Genomic DNA, 23875 nt, shown 5'->3' with positions numbered 1-23875 from the left:
AAAAGAAGTGGGGATGTTTATATTTTGTCAGAAGTGCGCGGCGCTGTCAGTTACCGTTTATGTTTCGTGCGTAAAGGCAGGGTGAAGAAAGTGGGGGATGGTGCTCACTTCGCGAGCATCTGACCGCAAAGCCATTGACTCGACAGGTGTTGACCGTATAATCCCGATCCGCAACTCTCCCGTAAGGGATATCAATGCGCCCTTAGCTCAGCTGGATAGAGCAACGGCCTTCTAAGCCGTAGGTCACAGGTTCGAACCCTGTAGGGCGTACCATTTGAAATCAATGAGTTACCAGTTTATCTTCACCTCCATATTTTCATTGTGGGACATATTTGGGACATCATCGTTAAAAATCGCATCAATCTGGCGGGCATGTTCAGTAAGATGATTAGGTGCCAGGTGTGCATACCTACGCACCATTTCTATTGATTCCCATCCTCCCATCTCCTGTAGAACGGATAACGGGACGCCGGATTGTATTAACCAGCTTGCCCAGGTGTGTCTAAGGTCGTGAAAACGGAAATCAGTTATACCTGCACGACGACATGCTGCATTCCACGCCCGATTGTCATCGACGCGCATCTTTCTGACTTGTGGTGTTAACGTTCCATCAGGCCGATGCCAGGCTTTCGTGTGAACGAACACCCATTTATGGTGCTTACCTATCTGCTCCCTGAGTACGCGGCATGCTGTATCATTCAGCGCTACGCCAATAGCCCTGTTTGATTTGCTGTCCTCAGGATTTACCCACGCAACCCGGCGCTGCATGTCGAGTTGCGACCACTCCAGATTGATGATGTTCGATCGCCTTAACCCTGTTGCCAGCGCGAACTTAACAACCGATTTCAGCGGTTCCGGACATTCATCAATCAGCCTCCTTGCCTCCTCCTTCTCCAGCCATCTGATGCGCTTATTCCTTACTGTAGGAATTTTGATAACAGGCGCTTTCTCCAGCCACTTCCATTCCCTCTCAGCCGCACGCAGAATCGACTTCATTAGCGCCAGGTGCTTAGCCTTTGTCGCAGTGGTAACTGGCCTGGCTTCATACTTGGGGACCGTGTCGCCGTTCTTCTGCGCAATCGCTGCCTGAATCCTCCATCTCTCAAGCTGCTTGCGGTTGCTCATTTTGCTGACGGCAGAATATATTTTCTGCTCCGTCACATCCTTTAACGGCACACCCTCAAAATGCGCCAGCCAGAAGGCCATTCTGCTTCGATCGTCGTTGAGCGACTTCTTCTCCGCTTTCTCTTCCAGCCAGCGCATGCAGGCATCATCAAACGTCACATCCGGGAAATCCCCCAGGCGGTCTACTCTCCACAATTCAGCTTTGCGCTTGTCATGTAGTTCAGTAGCGAGCCGCTTGTCGGCAGTCCCAAGGCTTTCCTTAATTCGCTTCCCGCCCGGGAGCGAGTACGACGCGTACCATATTTCACCTCTGCGGAAGAGTGACATTGTGTTTCCTCTCTGATGTCATCACCCGCGCTCACGGCGACAGTATGCAGCGGTGACTGTAAGGCCGCAATGCATGCCTGTCTGGTAGTGAGGTAAGGGGATTTTGGTTTTGCGGGGTCTTTGCGGGTTGCTTGTAACCGGCCTGAGCGTATCCAGTTAGTAGCGGTGGGTCTGGATATTTGCAGAAACGCGCAGGCCTCATCGAGTGTGAGGCTGTGTGATTCCATAGTTATCTCCTACGCATATCATTTCTCAATAGCCTTGAACTCTTTCACCACATCCGAGTAGCCGATGGCCTGTAGCAGGTCGCACAGAGCGTCGTCTGCCTCACCGTGCGCATATTCCAGATCGCCTAATTGTTGTAGTGCCTTTAGCCGCTCGATAGCGTTTCGTCGTATGGCGTTTTCACGCGTCATGGTTATCTCCGGGTATAAAAAAGCCGACTCAGTGGTCGGCGTTTCTCAGAATTTTCATTCTTGCGTAAGTTTCTGGCGCTCGTTTGTCAGGCCGTTTAAGTTCTTTTTTGAGCAATGCTATTAGCGAATCCCATTCGGCGATAATTGGCGCGAACCGTTTGCACTTTTCGGAAATCAATGGGAACTGATTGCGTATCTCCGGGATATCTTCAACCAAGAGCATACAACGTCTGAGGTCTGACGGATCACTTGGCGCATCAAAACGACCACCATAGAAATTCGATTCAAGCCCCAATGCAATTGATGCCATAGTTGCGCTACTGACTCCGACATTTCCCTTTGTTTGCCATTTCAAAACCTTTATTGCTAAATCTGACATCATTTCCTCCAGGTAAAAAGAAATCCGCATTAGCGAGATGCAGATTCTCTACCCGCACCGATACATGAAGGCGACTGATTCAGCCGCCTAAGCAGTACCCGCTCTTTACACAATCTGGCCCGCCGACAACGCGGTAATCAATTCTAAACGGCGATGAATACCTCATCGTCGCAACTAATTAATTAGCTAACAAAGGAATAGTAAGTAATGGAACACGCAAGTAACAGCAAGCTCTCACAGCGAGATATCGACCGGGCAGAAACAGATTTGCTCATCAACCTGTCCACCATCACTCAGCGCGGGCTGGCGAAGATGATTGGATGCCATGAATCGAAGATAAGCCGGACGGACTGGCGCTTTATAGCGTCGGTTCTGTGCGCTTTTGGGATGGATTCAGACATCAGTCCGATAAGCCGGGCTTTTAAGCATGCACTGGAAGGAATTACCAAAGAAAAAGCCCCGATGAGCGGTAACTCATTCGAGGCTTAGACACTGTGTTACGCCAACACAATTAACAGGAGTAAGTATGCCAAAACGTAAACGGAAACACCAGGAAAATGAAGAGATTCGGCACCCTGATTCACCTGATGGACTGGTTGTCGCAGCAGCTAATAACCGCCCGTTTGCGGAGCGGTTTATTGGCGTATTTAGACTGGCTAAAGCAGGGGTGAAGAAAGATGGGCGTCGTTAAATTAGCTGACTACAGGCAGCCTGAAAGCCACACTGAACAGCAGGAGGCAACCAGTATGGGGTTTGTCTCTATACACCGGCAGTTTATGGATAGCAGACTCTACAAGGACTCGCAGGCAGTACACCTCTGGCTTCATCTAATCCTCAAAGCAAACCATGAAGACGCTATCGTTAAGACAGATATCGGGCCTGTCACGGTAGGGCGTGGTCAGATGCTGACAGGAAGGCCAACGCTGGTTAGCGAGACGTTCATCCCTGACAACAAAGTGCGAAGCTTGCTAAGAACTTTTGAAGCAAAGGGGATGCTCAATATCAGTTCCATGGGTAAGAAATTTAGCCTGTTAACAATCGTGAAATATGACGACTTTCAGTCAAAAAATTGTCCAACGGTTGTCCAACGGTTGTCCAACGAAGACCCCAGTAATAATGAGGCTCTCAGCGAAGATTGTCCAACGGTTGTCCAACGGTTGTCCATAAACAATAAGTATTTAAATAATAACTTACTACCTAAAGGTAGTAAGTATGTCGCAGCAGTCGGAGAACAGTCTCTTGATAAACCTCATCGGCTGTCATGCGAAGAAGTCTGGAATACGCTTCGGGAATGCGTTCCAGATGCCAGGGGCTGGAATACGCTAACCCCTAAACGGCGTCAGTTGATCCAGAAGTTCTGGAGAGAAGCAAAACCCATTGCCAAACAGCTTGGAGATACTGAGCCATTTGGTATGCAGGCGTTCAGGCAATACCTGGAATACATTCACGTCTCATGCCGCTGGATGTTCGAATCACGACCTGACCAGAAGACAGGTAAAACATGGCAAAAGCGTAACTACGAGTACATCCTGAACGCGGAGCTTTATGCTCAGGTGAGGGAGGGGGAACGCGATGACCGATAACATGTTCGCGCCACCTCACAACCTGGAAGCAGAGCAAAGCGTTATCGGCGGCCTGTTGCTTGATGACGACAGCAGTGAGCGTGTGCAGAAAGTCCTTTCAATCCTCAAGCCGGAATCGTTTTACACCCGGGCGCACCAGTTAATCTTCAACGAAATGCGGCAGATGTACCGGGATAACAAACCAGTTGATGGCCTGACGTTGTTCGACTCGCTGGAGAGCAAAGGTGTTTCTGGTCAGGTTGAATAAGCCTGACGGCCCGGAGGTAGCATGAATATCAAAATGTGGTTTGTGAAAAAAGTTGGACTCCATGCCATGGCTCCAAGGTGGTTAAAAGTAATTTGCCTGCAAATCACCATGAGTGAAATTGAAAGAGAAATTAACGCCGTATTTGCGAAAGTTGATCTATCTAAAATCACTAAAGAGCAGCGCGATAGTCTGAATGCGCAAATAACAAAAATGAATTTGGCGAGAGGAAAGGGGATGAAAGCATGAATCTGGAAAACAGCCTCAAATTTCACTTCTGCAAGTCCTCCCAGCTTAACGACTCACCCCGATCAACAAGTTCAGACACATTAACCGGAACCGATGTAATGGCGGGTATGGGATGTGGTGCAGCCGGTTGGCAAGGTGCCGCAGTATTAAAGAAGCTGCCGTGGTTTAGCCAGAATGACAATGGTGATGATTATGGCAAGAACTGAATTAAGAATCGGTCGATATATTATCGATTTCGTGCCGATTGTTTTTCTCGTATTAACGGCAATTCTTTGCAACCAGTTCAATAACTCGTTGAACAGTAGCGAGAATGCAGTGAAGTTAGCAAGCGACATGAACCGCCAGCGAACAGCGGCAGAGATGCGGGCATTAAAAGCCGAGCAACAACTGGCTAACTCAACTGCGCAAAACTCGCCTGGTGTTGTGATTATCACGCCAGACGGCAAAGCAATTCAAAGCTCTGAGCAACCAAAGCCAGCCAATCGAATTCAGCGCGAAGTCTCTTTCTGAGGTGATGTATGACCAAAGACCAGTTTACCCGCGCTACTGCCATTTCATCTGCACTGGCTGACAAGTGGTATCCGCACATCATCAAGGTGATGGATGAGTTCGGCATCAACTCTCCGCTGCGTGAAGCGCATTTCCTTGCTCAGATTGGTACTGAATCGAACGGCTGGCGCTCGGTTGTGGAATCACTGAATTATTCAGTTGCCGGATTGGCTATCTTCGGAGATCGCCTTACCGCTGCGCAAAGAGAAAAGCTCGGACGCAAGCCTGGTGAATTAGCGTTATCCCCTGCGCGACAGGCTGAGATTGCCAACATTGTGTACGGCGGACGTTATCGCAATACAGAACCTGGTGATGGATGGAAATATCGTGGCCGCGGATTAAAGCAAATCACATTTCGGCTGAATTACGAAATGTGCGGCTACGCTCTCGACTTAGACTTGGTAAAAAATCCTGATTTATTGCTTCTGGACCAGAATGCAGCTCGTTCTGCTGGCTGGTTCTGGAGTGCTAATAACTGCAATTCATTTGCAGACAAAGACGACATTGTCGGACTGACAAAACGTATCAACGGCGGGACTACCGGCAGCCGTCGCACAAATGACTGGTATCTGACTATGGGTCGCCCACGCAAAATCACAGCCTCTCCGGAGGCTGTTTCTTCATCTCAAGGAATCACAATGTCTGACTTAATTCATGTACGCCTGAAACACCCTCACGGCCTGATTTTCGATCTGTCCAACGACCGCAAGGTAGCTCTACAGGGAAGCGACTTTCATTTGCGCGGGCTGGAAAAAGGCGTCCTGACCTGTGGTTTCGGAAAGACCGTTGTTCCGGCAAAAGACTGGAGTGAAGTGCTGGAAACCTATCCGCATATGGTTAAAGACATGGAGCGTAAAGGCACGCTGATTTATGAAAATGACTCAGCAAGTGCTGACGACCACGCCGAGGATAACAAGGCAGTGAAGCATGGCCGCGAGCCGGTTGATGTGAAAAACGACAAAACAATCAAAACCGAAGAGGTTAAGACTAGCGAGGCTGCGTAATGGCTATCGTCGTGTTCAACAGTAATGAGTTTCTGGAAATTTACCCGCGATTTGTCGGCGTGTTGACCCCGGCTCAACTGACGAACGCGTTTGATTGCTCCTGCCTGCTGCTTGATAACTCTGATGGGTCAGTTGTGCCTTATGACCCTGATAATGGCGTGAGAAAACATCACAAGGGAGATGTGGTTGATGTTGGTATCGGATGCGGACAGTTTGTTACCTCGTGCGATTGCATGGGATATGATGTTAATCCGGCTGGAATAGACTGGCTGCGAAAGCGAAAAAAATATCAAGATATCTATAAGGCTCCTTCGGGAGCCTTAACTTTTTGGGACGTCCTGGAACATATCGATGAGCCAGAAAAGGCCGTACAGGCTGCAAAAGAATGGGTTTTTGTGTCCATACCCATTTTTGAAAATGCCGAGCATATCCTCAGATCGCGTCATTTCAGAAAAGACGAGCATATATGGTATTTCACCCATGCAGGATTAATTGACTGGTTCGCTAGTCAGGGATTTATCTGCATTGAGTGGAGCAAGTTTGAATCTGAACTTGGGCGTGAAGGAATAACCACCTACGCATTCAAAAGGGTATCGTGATAAATGGAAAGCATTAATCCTACCGTCATGATCCAGTATGTGAATTCAACAAAGCTATTAAGCCTCATTGATACATTTAACCAGGCTGTTGGACCAGAAAGCTTTATTGATAATTTTTATGACCTCATCTGGAACATTGAAACAGCAACCACATACGGATTAAACGTGTGGGGTAAGATAGTCGTAGTAGACAGACTTTTAACTGTAACTGAAAATCAAATTTATCTCGGATTTTCGGAAGCACTATTAACTCCTCCAGTCGTCGATGACCCTCAGCCATTTAACCAGGCACCATTTTTTAACAACCAGTCAGAAACATCAACTATCACCTTATCAGACGATATTTATCGCAAGCTGATAATGATGAAGGCGATGGCAAACATCACTGACTGCACAATTCCATCCATGAATGCAGCGCTGATGTTTATGTTTGGCGATAGCGGCGTTTGTTACGTGCGCAACGATGGAGGAATGACCCTCAGCTACGTATTTGAATTCGAACTAAGCATCGCGGAACTGGCAATTGTTCAGAACTCAGGCGCGCTTCCTGCCCCTGCTGGCGTTACAGTCAATATTGTTCAACAGGTCATCTCATCATGAATTTAACCGATATCCCGGCACGAATTTTTAAAGCGTTTAGCATTAATGGACTAAGAAATACTATTCCTGTTGAATCAAGCACAACGACAGATAACACCGGAGCCGCAACGTTTGATAAAGGCTTCCCTGCTATCACAATGAAAGCCCTGAGCGCAGGAGGCATTCCACCATCAGGTAAGGATGTCAACGGTACTTTGTTTGCTGTGACTCAACAGCAGCAATGGCAGAACGCTGGAGGAGCATTCCCGTTTGATTCAACATTTTCAACATCAATTGGTGGATATCCTGCTGGCGCGGTAATTCCATCCAGCGACTTTTATGGGTTCTGGCAAAACACGCTGGATGCCAACTCAACTAATCCAGAAAATTTAACAGGGACACTCACTGGCTGGGTGCCGCGTTCATTTTATGGTTCATCATCTGCCACGGTAACTACCGCAAACATCACATTATCAACATTACAAGCAGCAAGAGATGAGATTGTTTTATCAGGAGCTCTGACAGGGAATCGCTATGTATATATTCCTGCATGGCAAAAAGAATGGCGAATAGTTAATAACTGCACGGGTAACTTTTGGGTGTTGGTTTCAACGCAGGGCGGAAGTCTTTCTGTGCAGTCCACGCCAGGATCAGTGATTAATGTCAGGTGCGACGGAACGAATGTTTATCAGGTGCAAACTTCGTTATTTAATGAAACGGGGTATCAGAAGCTTGATAGCGGATTAATCATTCAGTGGGGGGTGATATCTGTAACTCCCGGAACAACAATCACTGTTAATTACCCGATTGCTTTTCAGATTGGGGCGTTTATAGCCTTGGCAAGCAAGGGGGCATTAATCACTAATAAAGATTATTCCTGTGGTATTGATGCCGGGAAATCATCTGCATTAGTTATCAATGGTGAAAACGTATCAGGGTCCACTACCAGCCAAGGAGTTCGCTGGTTTGTTATTGGTTATTAACTTCCTCTGATTTTAAATCATCTAAAAATTTTATTCAGGATGCGATTAACTATCGCAGCCCAGGAGTACCTATGTCCTTTTCTGATACTCAGTCAGCAAAGCGGTATGCCGCTATAGCAGAAGTGGCTGCTGCACAGGCAAAAATCTATGCGCAAGAACTGGAAGAGGCACCAAACTATGCTTCCGAAGCTGCTGCATCTGCTGAGGCAGCTGCAAACTCATCATCATCAGCTTCTCAATATGCAGGAAATGCAGCAGAGGCGGCTACATCTTCATCTTCTTCTGCGTCTGCCGCTGCTTCATCCGCCGCAAGCGCCGCGAGCGCAGCCCAAAGTGCAATAGGTCAGACTGTAAGGGCCCCGCAAGGAGAAACATTAAGTCCGATGCCAGCGGCATCATCACGTCAGAATAAATACATTGCCACTGACTCCGCAGGCGGGATAGCCCTTGTTGATCGCTCGACAATTCCAGTGCTTGATTCCAATGGTAAGCTTCCGGTTTCGACGATTCCGGCAATTGCATTAACTCAACCATTTGTGGTTAGCAATCAAGCGGCGATGCTGGCACTTGACGCCCAGCCTGGTGATATTGCCAAACGTACTGACCTTGGATATTCGTTCTGCCTGGCTGCTTCTCCGGCTTCCACATTATCAAACTGGATCCAACTCACTGACGACGTTCTGGCGCAACTGGGGTTGTCATCAGGCGCAACTCAGGTAGGCGCGACAAGCCTTACTGGCGCGTCGTCAACTGTTCAGGCTGAGTTAAGCAAAAAGCCTGATTCAGCAAATCTGGCTGCTTCAACTGGCGCTGCTGCAATTGGCGCTCTGACCGATTCCGGTTCAGCTACAACAGTGCAGGGTGCGCTTGATTTAAAACTGGCTATTGCAAAAATTATCGGTACAGGTCCGGGTCAGGGCGCAAAAGTAGTTGGAACAATCCAGCCGTTCACCAACGCTGTCGCCAGAACTCAGGATGACAAGAATTTAGAAACTATATCTGTAAAAGATTTTGGAGCGGTAGGCGATGGAGTTGCAGACGATACTACCGCATTCAGTAACGCATTAAATGCCCTTTATGGAAAGAATGGCTGCCTTTTTATCCCTGCTGGTAATTACAGGATAACTTCAAGAATTGATTTCGATCTTGGTCTGAACACTCATATTGAGATTAGAGGGGCTGGTAATAATCTTGTAGAGATACGGGCTGCTGGTGCTTCTCAATCAGTATTCAAAATTACTGGTCCAGCAGGGAATATCTGGCTAAACAGTGTGACACCTAACGGAACCATTGATTTTAAAGATTTATCTTTTGCTTGTTATGGTGGTTTTGAAAGCACCGGTGTTTGCCTTGAAATACAAACTGGGTGTGTATTAGGTGGTCCATCTAAAAATACTACATTTGAAAACGTAACATTCAGATGTGACAATGGATGGTGGGGAGTGCAGGTTCTTTTTCACAATACCGCTCAAATTCATTTTACAAATTGCATGTTTTTCTCAGCGAATAACGTCAGGTCTGGCATTGGCGTCAAGATTGATTGTGATGAGAATAGAGATGGTAGCGGGCTTTATTTTAACCAGTGCGATTTTTATTTTCTCAATTATGGCGTGTATCATGGTGACCATTTTGAAGGCGTCAGTTTTAATGGATGCGGCTTTGGTAACTGTAATTACGGATTCACCAGTATATGTGTTGCTGAATCAGGAGCATCTATCACTAACTGTGGATTCGACTGCTACGTAGAGGGAATTCACCTAGAAGGACTGTATGATTTTGTAATACATGGGAATACGTTTTTAGCTATGGGGCCAGGTACATCAGGTATAGTCGTCATTGGTGGTAATGGTTTCACAATCATTGGGAATAAAATGTCCGGCTGGGACGGTCAAAGCGGTACTGGTATTTTTTTACAAAATAACAATGCCTCACTGGACAGGACTGGATATATTGGCCAAAACGCTATCAATAACTATGATATCGCCATGAGCGTCAACGGCTCTAACAATTTGACGTTTGGTGATTTTAGCTGGTACAACTGTAATCTGGATACTTTACTTTCCGGCACGAATACGAATATTCAGGATGCAGGATACACGTTATCAAAATCAGTTGTAGCGACTCTTGCGTCTTCAACTGCTGAATGGACGTTATCAGTAGATATAAGTTCAAGAAAACTTACGAGAAAGCCCGTATATGCTGCGTTAGTATCAAATTCGTTATCAAACATGGTTATTAGGTATGATAATGCAACAAGTACGAACACAAGCGCTGTGTTTAAAATAACGCTGGCATCTGGTGCAAATATTCCGGCTAACACATACGGATTTGCACTTTTTATCAATACACCAATGTTCCATAAAAATATAAAAAAAGCCCCGAAAGGGGCTTTGTATCTATTTTATAATTCTTTTTAAAGTGAATGCGCCATATAAAACCAGGCAAACATTAAACACATATAAAACTCTCTCTCCAGATGCGTAAGCGGTTGGGGATAGTCCAATTGCAATAGTAGAAACGCATCCAGACATCAATGTTATGAATGCTCTATAGTCTCTTTCTCCATCATTATTTTCAATTGATCCAACAGCCATGCAAATTAAAGTGAGCAAATAAAACAGGTAGAAACTGTAAACCTTGATACTGCCGAAATCAATTACGTAGAATTTTCCTAAATAAGTCATGTAGCTAATATCTTTCATATAGAAAGATGGGGATGTTAAACAAATGACAAATGATATCACGCAAAAAACGACGGAGATTTTGCTTATAACGTCATTTGCTCCTCTCTTGTAAATGAACCCAAGAAAGACAAGTATCGCCCCAATGAAGCATAAGTTTCTTCCATACGAAACATTTTCTACAAGCCTGTCAACACCAATCAAAGCTTTCTGTAGAATGTTCATATCGGCTATTTGGGGCATATACCTGGATGCCTCAACAGCAAATCTGGACACAGAACCCGGACTAAGTAAGGTAACCGCAGACCCAGCCAATATTGCCACATATGCTATTGTCAACATTTTATTGCTCAACCTTTTTTCTGAGCTTATAAAATAAATGAAAGGTGTTGTTATAATTAAAACAACAGCGACCTGTTCAGAAGATGTAGCTAAAAAAGACAATAATATAGAGGTTGATAATTTTCTCAAGCTAGAATGCGATGAAAGAAGTACTTTCATAAGAAAAAGCGCACACGTCATAGGTAGTAGGTAGTTGTAAAACCCTGTTACCCACCATTGTGCATTACCCGCTACTGGATCATTTAAAAGCAGCATTGCTGCCATTACCAATAGTGTTCCTGATTTAAAATCAATTTTGTCTTTTAAAGTAATGCCCCATACAAGGTAAGATGAAAAAACGAAACATGCAGGAATCATTATCTTCCAGAGTCCGTGAAAGTTTATTGTTGATACCATTATCCATTCTATTACTACCCTCCCGCTCCATGTATGATAACGCTGAAATAAGTAATCAAATACTGATATGTTATCTAACGCGTGAGAGAAAGTTACATCATCTGCATAAGTCATCAACCTTAACTTAATGGCAATAATGATACAGAATGCCAGTATTGATGAATAAAAAACCCATGATGAAAGTTGTTTATTGTTTGCATTCATAACTAAGAACCTTATTTACTTTCCCATTATTATTCATGAAATAGAAATTGAATTCAGCATTGTTATTATAACCAACAAGTCTTTTGTTAATGGATGCGTTAAACCCAACCTTGTCAAAGCTATCCGTTCTTGAGAAAGCTCTCGAAACATCTTCTCTTACGAAAGTAAATAAAGGAATGATAAATTCTTTTGAGTTGGCTGTCGAAGTTATAATTAGCTTTCCTGATTTTGGATAGGAATCGTCAAAAATCCATCCTTTTATAAATAGAGTGTCATCACTTGATTTGCAAAAATCAATGTTATATTTTACGTTATTTGAATTTGATTTATCAACAACAGATGAAAAATTATTAATTCTATTCCATGAGTAAAATGAAAGAGATAATGTAACTATGCATGCCAAAAATAGAGTGAAAAAAATCACCTTTGGAGTATATAAAAAATTATAAAATTTCATTTTTTTCTCCTTCTCTTTTCTTTACTACATATCTTGGCCTTTGCTTTGTTTCCACATAAATACGTCCGATATATTCTCCAAGTACGCCAATGCCGATTAATTGCACACCGCCAAGGAAAAGTATTGATACCAGAATTGAAGGATATCCATGAACTGGATTTCCGAAAATAAGCGTATCTGCAATCATGTATGCGCCATACATAAATGACACCAAAGCCACAAACAGTCCAATATATGTCCAGACGCGCAGCGGGAATGTAGAGAAGGAAGTAATGCCTTCAAGAGCCAGGTTCCACAACTTCCATCCATTGAATTTTGTAGAGCCTGCGATGCGTTCTGCACGGGCATATTCTACAACCTCAGTATGACCACCAACCCATGACAGGACACCCTTCATGAACAGGTTTTTCTCTGGCAGCAGCTTAATATTCTCAACAACTCCGCGAGACATCAGTCTGAAATCACCGACATTTTCCTCAATTTTTGGATTGCTGATCATGTTGTGCAGCTTGTAAAACCATTCGGCGCTTTTACGTTTCAGATGGCTGTCCGATGACCTGTCAGCGCGTTTTGCCAGAACGACATCCGCGCCTTCTTCCCATTTGGCTATCAGGTGTGGGATAACATCGATGGGATCCTGCAAATCGACATCAATAGGAATAACCACATGACCCGTTGATGCATCCAGTCCAGCGAACAAAGCGGGCTCTTTACCGAAATTACGGGTGAAAGAAATTGGCACAACCAACGGATCTGAAACAGCGAGAGCGTTGATAATAGACTCTGTGGCATCCTTGCTGCCGTCATTAATGAACACAATTTCAACATCGTGTTCTTTTAGTCCATCGAATTCCCTGACGGTTTTGTAAAAAATAGGTATCGCGTCTTCCTCATTGAAGACAGGAACTACCAGAGATATCTTCATTTGGCTTCCCTAAAAACAATATAATTTGAATAGATAAACCCACATACCAGACTAATAACAGAGAATGTGATAAGGGTAATTATCGGGGCCATTTGTGATTTGTCAGCAGCCCATCCTACTGATATGCTCAGCGCACCCATAAACATGATATACATCAAATATCTGATTGTTGTGGCTTTCGCCTTGAATGTTAACCGGGCGTTTGCGAAGAAGCTAAAGGTGACGGCAACTACAAATCCAGAGAGATTTCCAAGAGCCTGGTCTGTGCGAAGCCCATAGATACACACACCAAAAACCACCCAGTGAATGAGTGTATTTATGACCCCAATTGACAGATATTTAGCAAAAATATTTAACATTTTGATTTACCGCTGAAACAAGCGGAATTCAGTCTAACATCAAGATGAGTGTCGATCGACAGGATGGCGGGACGAATTTGAGACACGCAAAGATTTGCACATCTTTGCAAGTCTTTGCATGTTTTCGCATCATGGGACGTGTGAGCGCAGGAATGACGCGGTAAGTTACTGTTAACTTAGGTAGTTCCAGGAACTTCTAAGCCGTAGGTCACAGGTTCGAACCCTGTAGGGCGTACCATTCCAGATTGATGATTTTCGACCGCTATAGCCCGGTTGCCAGCGCGAACTTAATAACCTGTTTCAATGGCTCCGGAGACTTCATGCGTCATTGAGCGACTTCTTTTCGGCCTTTTCTTCCAGCCAGCGCATACAGACATCATCAAACGTTACATCCGGGAAATCGCCCAGGCGGTCTACTCTCCACAATTCAGCTTCGCGCTTGTCATGTCGTTCAGTAGCGAGCCGCTTGTCGGCAGTGCCAGGACTTTCATTAATTCGCTTTCCGCCAGGTAGGAGCACGATGCGTATCCTGTTTCACCTCTGCGAAAGAGTGACATTGTTTTTCCTTTCTGATGTCATCACCCTCGCTCACCGTAGCTTGTGCTCAGGAGGCGATTTATAGTCGCCTGAATCCCAGCTTATACGATACCACGTAGGCCTCCCTTCCTGCTCAATACTACCCTCAACACGTGGTATAGAGGTTGAGACAACTATCTTCGTCACCATTTAGATGATGCAGGTTTTTTAGCATAACGGAAATCAACAATATCCAGATTTGGTGGATAACAATTTTCGTGGCGCAGATCTGCTTTACGAACAAAACCAATAAAGTCCAAATCTGGACGATGCCAGTAACGCTAATTTGCGTCATGAAGAAAATCATGATGTTGCAAATTTGCAGGGTAAAATCCGTAATCCAGAACCGGCTTACGGGATGGTAGTAACCTAAAGTTACCCGGTTAACCGGCTATCTCTGAGCGAGTCGGACGGCTTACCCACCGAGAGTAGGGAACCTGAAATAAACCCTCTTTAAGAGGGGGATAGCTACGGAAGTTTTGTAGGTCGCAGAGCTAATCATTGTAGCCCTGTATCTGCCTCACGCGGTATTGGTACGGGAAGAACCGTAATTTGTGCGTTTCTCGCTTCTGTGCGGATGTAATTGCCAGAACCACCAGCAGCAGCGATATCTGGCAATCAGATGGGCTTATTCGCAAACTATGTGTGTGTGTTCAGCGCGGCCCTCGAACCATGCTGAGCATTTTTTTGCGCTGGCCGGGATTTTTAAAGTAACCGTCTTATTTGTCCCTTTAAACTGACAAACGAGAAACATAGAAGTATTACGAGCTTTAGCCGCAGCCTGAGAATCACTTAATGTCCATACGGCAGAATCATCGGAATCAGGCATTAAAGATCCCATTTCGTTAGGCGGGCCCTCAAACACATCAAGATTATAAAGTGAATATTTCTTGTTATTTTCTGTCAAAGACTGAGGGCATTCGATTTTTTCAGCATACGTAAGCCCATGATAAAAAAATAAAAAAGAACTTAAAATTATTGTCTTGTTACTCCACAACATAATAATTTCCCCCTACATTTTCAGGGCGTGGCTTTGGTGTAAAATAGATTATCCTCTCACTAACATAGTGAGGTCTACGCGATTTAGTACCTGTTATCGGGTCAGTAAAAGATGTCATCCACTGATCGAGTACTTTAATGCCTGTAGAATCCTGTCCCAGATAAATAGCCGCATGAGATCTGCCATCGGTATGGTTCCCGTATCGACCATCTGCGTCAAAGGTTGCTATTACAGTGCCGGGGGCAATTGATGTATTTCCTTTAACCAGTACGCCGCGTCTCCATGCTGCCGTTCGGGGCATATTGGCTGCCTTTTGAGTTAATGCCACACACTGGCCGCTGCCAACAGATTGCCCGATGTAAGCCCGTGGCGTTGCTGCTATGTAAGCCATTTCCTTTATTCCTCAGTGGATTAGTGCGTCTATATTCTTTTAAATGCCAGATTCCACGCAAGAGGGGAATGAGGGGGATAATGTCTGATTGAGATTATTCCTGGTCGGCGTCGGTATTTATCCGCACGCATTTGCCAGGTAGAGCGTAGCGCACCACCGTGGCACTGGTTCACCGCCGCGCCTTACCTGACGCTTTTAGTACACTATTACTCGCTCCAGCAGCCCATCAGCAATCATACTTTCCAGCGTGCGCCGGGTAGATTCGAGCCGGTGGCGCTATCCGACCGACTCGATGCCGTGAAGCAGTTAAGCCACACTGGACGCGTCGAACGGAGGCGCACCAATCTAACGCCTTTTATTCAGATTGATTTGACACTGATAAATATAAGGCCAGTAATCATAGGTTTCTTCCCTGATTTGCGACCCAACGCCTAAACTGAAGGTCTTACGATACCCTTTCCACGAATTTTGCGAATCGAGGAAAAACTTACTTAAGACATCGCCAATGGTCAGTTGAGGAACCTACTTTTATAAACGGGACCAGTATTGCTTTCTTTTATTTGACTCACTGTTTTGGTAATTAATTCGCCCATGTTTTTATTGCAAAGGGCGTGTAAGCATTTAGAAGCTTTTCCTCGGTCAGCATTACTACGCCACTAATTATCAGTTTCTGGTCCAGCGAAAATATCTGATTTCTCAGTACTGTAAGATGAGGGAACTAAAGCCATAAAAATAATCGGTAGCACTATTTTTTTCATTGTAAATACCTGATTATATACCTTGTAGACTCGTAATTCATAAGTGAAGAATCATTCCAGAATGAAGCTTATTAGCGTCGTTCTGCCCTCTATTCCCCGCAGGTTTCATAGAGACCAACGAATGCCGTCATATCCCTACTACATTTTCCGGTACCCTTAACGTCTCTCCCGGTTAGTTCCTGGTAACAGGTCTTACTGAGCATTTCCCGAAACCACAATACCTCCTCTGGCTAGTTATTGCCACAATCCCCTATTGTGGAATGAATCTGCATTATCCGAGAACCGTAGCTTTGTCGATTACCAATTTACATTCTCCTGTCCCTTTATGCGTCATAAAAATTTCCTTCTTTATGTAATTCAAAAGATGAATATATCATTAGGGAAGAATCTCACAAAAAAATATCGTGAAATGTTACATTATTCAAAAGGAATAGATAAGATATACGCACTTTTTTATGGACTGTCTGTGCCGCCTGTGTATATATTTAGGTGGTAGTTATGGTTTCAGAAGGTGTGGTTTTGTTAAACATGTAGAGTAGGATAGCTGCCCGTTTAAGTAATTAGTTTGAAATTATGGATTAGGGCAAGGTTGCTAAATGTCTTAGTCCGGTATCAAATTTTGGAGTTTTCAATTTTCTTATTTATCCACTCATCAATGTCTTCCAATACCTGATTTATACAACCAACTAATTTTAACCAGCTTCGGAAACGTTCCTTCTTGTTCTAAAAGGCCATCATGGAACATGTGGTTACCTCATCATTAGTTCCATTTCTTTAAAACATTACATTTCAGTGGGTTATGTTCGTTAGGATAATCGGAATCGCTGGAACATTTCATTTTCTGTGCATAAATGTACTTAATTTTGGGTATCGAAGGATACCTGAGTTATTAAGTTTTATTATTGGGGTACATGCGGGGTATCTATAACTAATGATTTTTTAAAAAATCATTAGTTATTTTTCTTTATCGAAACCTGTAGGGCGCTAATATCTTTTATCCGCACAACGACTCGTTAAACCTGATTTGGTATGGTTTGTTTGCTGTCGTTTCTGCAAACGCCTTCCCGCACTCCTTACGTAACTCCAGCCGTGTATGAATGGCTTCTGCTGTGATAGTGCAACCTGTATTTTCTAACTCCATCACTATGTAGCCGATAGCTTTCGCCATCTCCTCTTTACTCTGTTCTGTCGCTCGCATAAAACCACCTCAAAGATAAGGAAATCCCGTATCTCTGACTTTTACACCTTCACGCACAGGGTTAACAGGCGGTCCTGTTTGTTCAAGGTGTTCCATGTGTATTTTTATTTACTAACTTACTGTATTAATTTGATTATATGATTTATGTATGGAACAGGGGTGATGCCAGATAGCCCGGTTATGGAACAATAAAACGGAGGCCGGTTGCCAGAATTATAAGTTTCTCGGGCGCGAGTTATGCCATTTACCTGTTTCCTTTCCGCAGTGCGATTATTGGCGAGTAACTCCCCGGCTAACAAAAAAGCCGCCCGTTACGGGGCGGCCTGGGAAAGGACGATGCAACTTAGAATGACCAGCGGAGGTTGGCGTTCACTGCGTTGACACGGGTGTCTGAGCCGATTTGTCCCTTGTAACCGACATTCAGTGTCGCTGAGTGCGGCAGCGTAAAGCTGACGCCCACATCACCCACCAGCATATCCTCATCAACCGGGTTACCTTCGCTCGTGAAGCCGTCGCTGCCAGCAAATGCCATGCGCGAAGAGGCTTTTTTATCACCGTAGGCGTGTTGCCAGCCTAACGAGCCATAAAGGCTGACGTTTTTCGGTAATTCAGTCACCGCGCGCGCGCCAAGCGTCGAGAAGAACGTATCAACAGTGTCGTTACGCACACTCAGCGCGGCAGCACCGCCATTCTCTTTGAAGTCATCTGTATTCAGACGGACATAGCTCAGGTTGACGAATGGTTCGATATTCTGTTCTGGCTGACCAAAACGGTAGCCTGCTTCGGTGAAGGCCAACAGCGAGTTAGCGTCGTAATTCGCACTCAGACGATCCGAGTAGCCGCTGAAATCAACCTTACGTCTGGCATCAATCTTATGCCATGTGTACCCCAGCGAGCCACGCAGAGAGAATGCATCCTGACGCGCCGCCGCATACAGGCCGAGATGGTAGTTATCAATATCCATTGAGGAGCGACGGCTATCGACGTCGTAATCTCCACGGCTGTAGCCGAAGAAACCGCCCACTCTGACGTTATGGCTGTCCAGTTTGCGATCGCCACCCAGCAGGAAGCCCGCGGTGTTGCCGTCCAGCTTACCGGTATTGGCGTCACCGTCGCTTCTCACCCAGGAACCAAATGTCTGGCCCCATACACCATTGTTCTGTGCAGGAGCAGACTGGGCAAATGACATAGCCAGCGGTGGAATTGGCAGCGCGTCACTATCGAACGAAGCCGTCATGCGCTGATTCAGCACGTTAAACACCTGGCTGCTGCTCGCGATAAGCGTGGACTGAACGGAAGGGTAAGCCTCGCCCGATAATTGGTTGAACGCTTCGCGCGCTTCCGGTGCGCTTAACATAAGCAGCGAATTATATAACGCCAGTGATGGGCCGCTTTGTGTGAGGGTAGAGAGCGCGCCCGCGGTATTCCACTGGTTGCTCGTTAGCGCCACTGTCTGGAAGATACCTGGCGTGCCTGTACCGGGGTTACCCGCGCCCGGGTTACCGGGATTCTCTCCGCCTGGATTGCCCGGATTGCCGGGGTTTTCGCCACCCGGATTCCCGGGATTTTCACCGCCTGGGTTACCCGGATTGCCAGGGTTTTCGCCACCCGGGTTACCAGGATTCTCGCCGCCGGGATTGCCCGGATTCTCACCACTCTCTTTCTGCGCGATGCTCAGATCTACGGCGTTAGCGCTGTAGTTCAGCGCGACGTCCAGGAAGGCCGATTTAGAGACCGCAGAGGCGAACTGACCGTCGATGCCGCCTGCCGAGTTGAGAATGCGGTAGACCTGGCCGTTCTGATAGCTGGTCTGCGGATCGAGGGCAGTGACCTGTACAGTGGCCTGATTGCTGATGGTGGTTTTACCCTCCACGTTCAGCAGATCGCTGCGACCATCGCCGGAAATATCGACGTCATAGAACGACTCGCCGATAAAGTTCAGGTAGCGTTTCAGCGTCAGGGTGCCGATATCACCGTCGCCGGGGGAAATATGGCCGCCGGAGAGGATTTCTGTCTGCCCGAGTGTGCCGTTGCCGCCAAGGGTGCCGCCAGCCTTGATAGACGCGGCACTGCTGTAGCCGAGACCGTTACTGACGTCGCTCCCGGCGGTAGCGTTAAGGATCAGTGTCCCACCGTTTTCCGCGCTCAGGGTCTGGATATCAAAAAGATCGGTTTCAGGCTGTGTGTTGATATCGCTGGCAATAATGATTTTACCGCCACGGGCGAGGACGTTCGCTTTAAGCCCGGTCAGATCGCCGCTGAGCGTCGTCTTTCCTGAGTTGTTGATGACATCACCTTCGCCACTCATGGTATTGGCGAACAGATAATTATCATCGGTGTGATTAAAATAGACGTAGCTGCCGAACAGCCCACCGCGCAAAACAATTGATGTCTGCGCGTCGACGGTGCCCGCGCCACCGGCTTCGCCCAGCGTTGGCTCGGTAAGACCGGTACCGGTATCCAGATTGCCGCGGCTACCGATGACCAGCGCTCCGCGGTTGGAACCCGATCCGGTATCGCCAAGTACGATCGCGTTACTGCCGGCGGAGATCACAGCCCCATCCACCGCCGACACGACGCCGTTACCGTAATCGCCCACGAGGATATTGCTACCGCTGGTGAAGCGGGAATTACTGCCCGCGACGTACAACTCGGCGGTTTTGCGCGTACCGGAAACGCCCGCGACCTCAATGTTGCCGACATTAACTTCGCCGCCGTTGAGTACGTCCAGATCGCCGTTAAGCGTCAGTAACTGGGTGACATTCCATCGGGAGTTTTCACCCGTCACCGTGGTTTTTGGATTCAGCTTGTCGGTCTCATCTGGATCATAGCCATCGCCTATGCGTGCCTGGAGATTCGTAGTAAGGAGTGCGCCATCCTCGATTGAAACGGTGGATCGCGAGGCTGCGGTAGTGCCGACGCTCAGGTAGTTGCTGGTAACGCGGGAGTTTGCGCCAGTGGCGATAAGGTGACTGTCATAGCCCTGGGTGGTGCCCACCACAATCTCTTTCGCGCTGGCCAGTGCGCCATTTTCGACCCGTAGCGTACCGAGGCCGAGGTCCAGACTACCGTGCAGCACAAACTGATCGTTCAGGGCGTTCAGTTCAGCATCCGGCCCGCTGACCGTCACCGTGCTTTCAAAAATCTGCCCGTTATAGAGCCTGCCTATATTGATGTTGTAAGCCGTGATTTTCCCGTTATCGATCAGCAAGTTGCTGCCCTGCGTGCGGCCAACATAGATATCGTCGGTATAGACTAACGACTGCGTGACCCGGGTATCGCCGTCAAAAATCACATCAGCAGCCCGGGTGTCATCGGGTGTTAATAACATCAGCGGAGCAGAGAACAGAGCGAGGTAAAGTTTAGAAAGTGAGGTTTTCACTTTTAATTGGTGCGAGAAATTGTCATTCACGTGCTATCTCCAGATTGATTAACGTGATGTCGCGAAGGTCATTGTTTTATAGAGATTAAATTTACTGACCCGTATGAGGCTTTATTTCGCGAATTCAGGCGTGCAGGTAAATTATCCGGCGAAGCGAAAACCTGTGACTCCCTGGCTATTACGCTCCGTCGGGTGAAAATAGAGAACGGTAGTAACATTCACTGCGTCAGATTATTTATGGGTGACGACAGGCGTACAGGTTGGTGCACTAAGTGTTGGCGCGGAACCTAAAATTCCTGGCATCATCATGGATGAGCAATCAAAAATGCGGCCCTTTTCCGTGGTTGCGCGGTAGGTAAGTTTTTGCCCGCCCAGAGCATCAGGCTGAGCGCCATTAACCTGCGTAACGGTAATTTCATCGGATGATCCCAGCCCCAGCATTTTTGCTGTTTCCGCCTGAAGCAGCGGAATAGCCTGATCGGTTTTCAACGTTGAACAACCCGCTACCATTATTGTAACGGCAAGCGCGATGAGTGGTTTTTTCATAAATTATCCTTGTAATCAGTCCGTATCGATTGCGATGTGGCAATACGTTTCTCTTTTTTAAAAACTGAAATAAGATATTTCTCTTTTATGGAATAAAGAACCCTCCTAAAGTAGGGAGTGTTGTTAATTTAGAAATTGGCAGAATATCGCTTTTTCCAGTCACGATAAGGAGACACCTTTGGGAAAATATTATGCACTGGTTATTGATGATCACCCTTTGGTCGGCAGCGGAATTGCCAATTTTCTGACGTCCCACTTAGGGTTCCGGTCAGCCATGGTGGTGGCGGACGAGGAGAGTTGTTATCGACTTATTCGTGATAATGGTCCCCCGGATTTACTGATCATCGACTTCTGGCTTTCATCTTCTACCGCCCTGAAATTACTCAAAGAAATTAAGAACAGTTTTCCTAAAATGCGTTTGCTGGTCGTCAGCGGCGACGAAAATAATGATATCTGGATGAAAGTGCAAAATGCCGGAGGTCATGGTTTTGTACTGAAAAACGAGGCGCCGGAATTATTTGGTGAAGCAGTTCAGGCGCTTATGAATAATCAAACATGGTTTCCGGAATCTCGTGCTGATTTAGCTGTAAAAAACAGCACTATACTGCAAAAATTTAACTTAACGCCGCGTCAGGAAGAGGTTTTACAGATGATGATGCGTGGATTGCCAAATAAAAGGATCGCTTCACAACTCTCAATATCAGAGCCTACGGTTAAAGAGCACATCAGCAATATTTTAAAAAAAATGGGCGTTAATACCCGCGTGGAAGTCATTACCCTCCTTCATGGACAGCGGGAAGAGACATCATGAAATGGATAGCCGCTGTGGATAATGACGCCATCTCCTCGCGAGCACAGATCCGACTGCTCAATAATACCTTTATCCGTTTAGTGTTCAGCTTTACCGCCGTGCCCTTTGTCGGCATTCCATTTGCACTCTGGATATATTGGCTGGAGGGGGACACCGGACCAACTCTTGTCTGGATCGTTATTTACCTGCTTTGCGCAGGGTTAATCAGAATATGGCACCGACGCTATCAGCGGGAAGTAAAAGAGAATAACGAAGAGGAAGTTCTGCGCCGCTGGTTACCGAATCTTAATAAAGTCGCCTTCGCCCACGGGATGGGTATTTCGTCGCTTTACCTGATTACCCCGCAGAGCCAAAATTTTGATTTTTTCCTGCTGCTGAATATCAGTATTGCCGCAATTGTCGCAGCCAACGCGACGCATTTAACGCCGGTCATCAGTACCTTTAAACGGTTTTTTTTCGCTTCATGGGGATTGTTAAATTTCGGCATCCTCTGTCGTCTGGACAGCGTGATGTTGATCGTGCTGATGCTGAACCTGTTGTACGGTTTTGCGATCTACCGTCATGCGTTAACCTCACATGCATTTTTCATTCAGCAGGCCAGGCTTGAAGAAGAGAGCGCCCGTCTGGCAGAACAATTTCGTCAGGCAAAAGAGGAAGCAGAGCAGGCGCTGCGGGATAAAAATCAGTTTCTGACCACCGCCAGCCATGATCTGCGCCAGCCCGTGCACGCAATGGGTTTTCTTATTGAGGCGATTATCCATAAAAACAGCAACGACGCGCTGATGCCGCAGTTGCTGGATCTGCAACAAAGCGTGCGCTCCGTTCAATTGATGTTCAATTCATTGCTTGATCTGAGCAAGATCGAATCGGGCAATATGATGACCACCACCACTCATGTGGATATCGGTGCGCTGCTGGATTCTGTCATCACGCTGTTTCGCGAGGAGGCGAAAAGCCGACGACTGAAACTCCGTACATGGCGACCCGGTCGGCGCATCCATGTGATGGGCGATCCACTGCTGGTACGCCAGTCGTTAATCAATCTGATCCAGAATGCCCTGCGCTACACGCCAAAAGGGGGCGTGCTGGTGGCCATTCGCCCGCGCGGCGAAGAGTGTCTCCTCGAAGTGTGGGACACCGGGGTGGGCATCGCCGATGACGAAAAAAACAAAATTTTCTCCCCTTATTATCGCCCCGAACTGGCGTGGAAAATAGACAGCGCCGGGCACGGCCTCGGGCTTGCGGTGGTGGCGCGCTGTGCGAAACTGATGAACGTCACCTACGGCATGCAGTCTATTGAGGACAAAGGTTCCCGCTTCTGGATGCGCTTTAAGCAGCATAGTGTGGACGTTAAAACGGTTGATACTGCGCCTGTCGGCGAAGCCGTCGCGCCGGTCAGTCGCCGTGCATCGTTAAGGGGAAGTTGCCTCGTGGTTGATGATGATCCGCTGGTCACCTCCGCCTGGGAAAGTCTGATGAGCAGTTGGGGGATCGTCGTGCGCTGCGCCGCCTCCGCCGAAGAGGCTTTTGCTATCGTCGATGGGGGATTTACTCCAGGCGTCGTGCTGTGCGATCAAAGGTTACGCTCGGGCGAAAGCGGTTTTGAGATCCTCAAGGCGTTGCTTGATCGCCTGCCAAAAGTTAGCGGGGCGATGGTCAGCGGGGAGTTTAACTCTCCGGTACTGCGCGACGCAGAAGAGGAGGGGTACCTGGTACTGCGCAAACCGCTGGAGCCTGCAACGCTCCATGCGCTGTTAACGCAGTGGTCGGCCCGCCAGTAAGTATCGCCCGATCAAAAATGAAGAGGAACAG

Annotated in this window: 23 protein-coding genes, 1 tRNA gene and 6 pseudogenes; 15 read left to right on the top strand and 15 right to left on the bottom strand. The window is 46.8% G+C overall.

The genetic code is table 11. From position 1 onward, the window contains the following. Positions 1 to 196: 196 nt before the first annotated feature. Positions 197 to 273: transfer RNA gene (locus tag AAIG39_RS01625), tRNA-Arg, on the top strand. A 15-nt stretch (positions 274 to 288) separates the two neighbouring features. Here the strand turns inward: AAIG39_RS01625 and AAIG39_RS01620 are convergent. From AAIG39_RS01620 to AAIG39_RS01605, 4 genes and pseudogenes are all read right to left on the bottom strand, one after another. Next, on the bottom strand, positions 289 to 1452 hold the full coding sequence (locus AAIG39_RS01620; RefSeq protein WP_343193058.1) for a tyrosine-type recombinase/integrase: 1164 nt from the start codon (positions 1450 to 1452) through the stop codon (positions 289 to 291). Positions 1453 to 1586: 134 nt separating this feature from the next. After that, positions 1587 to 1679 (bottom strand): annotated as a pseudogene (locus AAIG39_RS01615) (helix-turn-helix domain-containing protein); the annotation flags it as partial. Positions 1680 to 1697: 18 nt separating this feature from the next. Continuing rightward, positions 1698 to 1868 carry a hypothetical protein gene (locus AAIG39_RS01610; protein ID WP_343193057.1) on the bottom strand — a complete coding sequence of 57 codons (171 nt, stop codon included), beginning with the start codon at positions 1866 to 1868 and terminating at the stop codon, positions 1698 to 1700. Between the two features lie 28 nt (positions 1869 to 1896). Further along, positions 1897 to 2247, bottom strand: coding sequence for a hypothetical protein (locus AAIG39_RS01605; RefSeq protein WP_343193056.1), 351 nt, complete (start codon positions 2245 to 2247; stop codon positions 1897 to 1899). Positions 2248 to 2454: 207 nt separating this feature from the next. On the opposite strand from AAIG39_RS01605, the gene AAIG39_RS01600 reads away from it, so the two are divergent. The 12 genes and pseudogenes from AAIG39_RS01600 to AAIG39_RS01545 all read left to right on the top strand — a co-directional run bounded on the left by AAIG39_RS01600 (position 2455) and on the right by AAIG39_RS01545 (position 10454). Continuing rightward, on the top strand, positions 2455 to 2736 hold the full coding sequence (locus AAIG39_RS01600; protein WP_343193055.1) for a CII family transcriptional regulator: 282 nt from the start codon (positions 2455 to 2457) through the stop codon (positions 2734 to 2736). A 37-nt stretch (positions 2737 to 2773) separates the two neighbouring features. Then, a complete protein-coding gene (locus AAIG39_RS01595) occupies positions 2774 to 2938 on the top strand; it encodes a hypothetical protein (protein WP_343193054.1) in 165 nt (54 codons plus the stop codon). Beyond that, positions 2925 to 3830 carry a DNA replication protein gene (locus AAIG39_RS01590; RefSeq protein WP_343193053.1) on the top strand — a complete coding sequence of 302 codons (906 nt, stop codon included), beginning with the start codon at positions 2925 to 2927 and terminating at the stop codon, positions 3828 to 3830. The genes AAIG39_RS01595 and AAIG39_RS01590 overlap by 14 nt, the downstream gene beginning before the upstream one ends. A 1-nt stretch (position 3831) precedes the next feature. Continuing rightward, positions 3832 to 4071 (top strand): annotated as a pseudogene (locus AAIG39_RS01585) (DnaB-like helicase N-terminal domain-containing protein); the annotation flags it as partial. 27 nt (positions 4072 to 4098) lie between these two features. Next, positions 4099 to 4323: a hypothetical protein gene (locus AAIG39_RS01580; protein ID WP_343193052.1), complete on the top strand. Its 225-nt coding sequence runs from the start codon at positions 4099 to 4101 to the stop codon at positions 4321 to 4323. Next, a pseudogene (locus AAIG39_RS01575) lies at positions 4320 to 4436 on the top strand (antitermination protein); the annotation flags it as partial. The gene AAIG39_RS01580 and the pseudogene AAIG39_RS01575, both read left to right, overlap by 4 nt. Before the next feature lie 79 nt (positions 4437 to 4515). After that, positions 4516 to 4833 carry a hypothetical protein gene (locus tag AAIG39_RS01570; protein WP_343193051.1) on the top strand — a complete coding sequence of 106 codons (318 nt, stop codon included), beginning with the start codon at positions 4516 to 4518 and terminating at the stop codon, positions 4831 to 4833. An 8-nt stretch (positions 4834 to 4841) separates the two neighbouring features. After that, a pseudogene (locus AAIG39_RS01565) lies at positions 4842 to 5417 on the top strand (glycoside hydrolase family 19 protein); the annotation flags it as partial. Between the two features lie 458 nt (positions 5418 to 5875). Then, complete coding sequence (locus tag AAIG39_RS01560; protein ID WP_343193050.1) at positions 5876 to 6475, top strand: methyltransferase domain-containing protein; 600 nt, start codon at positions 5876 to 5878, stop codon at positions 6473 to 6475. A gap of 3 nt (positions 6476 to 6478) precedes the next feature. Beyond that, a complete protein-coding gene (locus AAIG39_RS01555) occupies positions 6479 to 7075 on the top strand; it encodes a DUF2612 domain-containing protein (RefSeq protein ID WP_343193049.1) in 597 nt (198 codons plus the stop codon). Further along, positions 7072 to 8037, top strand: coding sequence for a gp53-like domain-containing protein (locus tag AAIG39_RS01550; RefSeq protein WP_343193048.1), 966 nt, complete (start codon positions 7072 to 7074; stop codon positions 8035 to 8037). Before AAIG39_RS01555 ends, AAIG39_RS01550 begins: the two co-directional genes overlap by 4 nt. A 71-nt stretch (positions 8038 to 8108) precedes the next feature. Further along, positions 8109 to 10454 (top strand): glycosyl hydrolase family 28-related protein, encoded by a 2346-nt coding sequence (locus AAIG39_RS01545; RefSeq protein ID WP_343193047.1) that lies wholly within the window; start codon positions 8109 to 8111, stop codon positions 10452 to 10454. On the opposite strand, the gene AAIG39_RS01540 is transcribed toward AAIG39_RS01545, so the two are convergent. The 11 genes and pseudogenes from AAIG39_RS01540 to AAIG39_RS01490 all read right to left on the bottom strand — a co-directional run bounded on the left by AAIG39_RS01540 (position 10434) and on the right by AAIG39_RS01490 (position 21252). Further along, positions 10434 to 11660: a DUF6056 family protein gene (locus AAIG39_RS01540; protein WP_343193046.1), complete on the bottom strand. Its 1227-nt coding sequence runs from the start codon at positions 11658 to 11660 to the stop codon at positions 10434 to 10436. The two genes, AAIG39_RS01545 and AAIG39_RS01540, sit on opposite strands and share 21 nt — an antisense overlap. After that, positions 11644 to 12117 carry a hypothetical protein gene (locus tag AAIG39_RS01535; RefSeq protein WP_343193045.1) on the bottom strand — a complete coding sequence of 158 codons (474 nt, stop codon included), beginning with the start codon at positions 12115 to 12117 and terminating at the stop codon, positions 11644 to 11646. The genes AAIG39_RS01540 and AAIG39_RS01535 overlap by 17 nt, the downstream gene beginning before the upstream one ends. Next, positions 12104 to 13042, bottom strand: a complete 939-nt coding sequence (locus AAIG39_RS01530) for a glycosyltransferase family 2 protein (RefSeq protein ID WP_343193044.1) — start codon at positions 13040 to 13042, stop codon at positions 12104 to 12106. Before AAIG39_RS01530 ends, AAIG39_RS01535 begins: the two co-directional genes overlap by 14 nt. After that, positions 13039 to 13401, bottom strand: coding sequence for a GtrA family protein (locus AAIG39_RS01525; protein ID WP_343193043.1), 363 nt, complete (start codon positions 13399 to 13401; stop codon positions 13039 to 13041). The genes AAIG39_RS01530 and AAIG39_RS01525 overlap by 4 nt, the downstream gene beginning before the upstream one ends. 327 nt (positions 13402 to 13728) lie before the next feature. Then, positions 13729 to 13958 (bottom strand): annotated as a pseudogene (locus AAIG39_RS01520) (integrase); the annotation flags it as partial. Positions 13959 to 14605: 647 nt separating this feature from the next. Beyond that, positions 14606 to 14977, bottom strand: a complete 372-nt coding sequence (locus AAIG39_RS01515; RefSeq protein WP_343193042.1) for an STY0301 family protein — start codon at positions 14975 to 14977, stop codon at positions 14606 to 14608. After that, positions 14964 to 15368 (bottom strand): BPSL0067 family protein, encoded by a 405-nt coding sequence (locus AAIG39_RS01510; protein ID WP_090082424.1) that lies wholly within the window; start codon positions 15366 to 15368, stop codon positions 14964 to 14966. Before AAIG39_RS01510 ends, AAIG39_RS01515 begins: the two co-directional genes overlap by 14 nt. A 94-nt stretch (positions 15369 to 15462) precedes the next feature. Then, a pseudogene (locus AAIG39_RS01505) lies at positions 15463 to 15713 on the bottom strand (hypothetical protein); the annotation flags it as partial. A gap of 1407 nt (positions 15714 to 17120) precedes the next feature. Beyond that, complete coding sequence (locus AAIG39_RS01500; protein ID WP_090082421.1) at positions 17121 to 17324, bottom strand: hypothetical protein; 204 nt, start codon at positions 17322 to 17324, stop codon at positions 17121 to 17123. 343 nt (positions 17325 to 17667) lie between these two features. Next, the gene (locus AAIG39_RS01495) at positions 17668 to 20736 is read right to left on the bottom strand and encodes an autotransporter outer membrane beta-barrel domain-containing protein (protein ID WP_343193041.1); all 3069 of its coding nucleotides are present in this window, start codon (positions 20734 to 20736) and stop codon (positions 17668 to 17670) included. A gap of 201 nt (positions 20737 to 20937) precedes the next feature. Continuing rightward, positions 20938 to 21252 carry a putative periplasmic lipoprotein gene (locus AAIG39_RS01490; RefSeq protein WP_041852341.1) on the bottom strand — a complete coding sequence of 105 codons (315 nt, stop codon included), beginning with the start codon at positions 21250 to 21252 and terminating at the stop codon, positions 20938 to 20940. Between the two features lie 178 nt (positions 21253 to 21430). Here AAIG39_RS01490 and AAIG39_RS01485 point away from each other — a divergent pair, with 178 nt between their 5' ends. Further along, positions 21431 to 22063: a response regulator transcription factor gene (locus AAIG39_RS01485; RefSeq protein ID WP_090082417.1), complete on the top strand. Its 633-nt coding sequence runs from the start codon at positions 21431 to 21433 to the stop codon at positions 22061 to 22063. Next, entirely contained in the window at positions 22060 to 23844 is a 1785-nt protein-coding gene (locus AAIG39_RS01480; RefSeq protein ID WP_343193040.1) for a hybrid sensor histidine kinase/response regulator, read from the top strand. Before AAIG39_RS01485 ends, AAIG39_RS01480 begins: the two co-directional genes overlap by 4 nt. Positions 23845 to 23875: the final 31 nt, after the last annotated feature.

It is taken from the genome of Phytobacter palmae, assembly GCF_039409775.1.
GTDB classification, from domain to species: domain Bacteria; phylum Pseudomonadota; class Gammaproteobacteria; order Enterobacterales; family Enterobacteriaceae; genus Phytobacter; species Phytobacter palmae.
The sequence above is the reverse complement of the archived record's forward strand: the minus strand, read 5'-3'. Positions and strand labels throughout refer to the sequence as shown.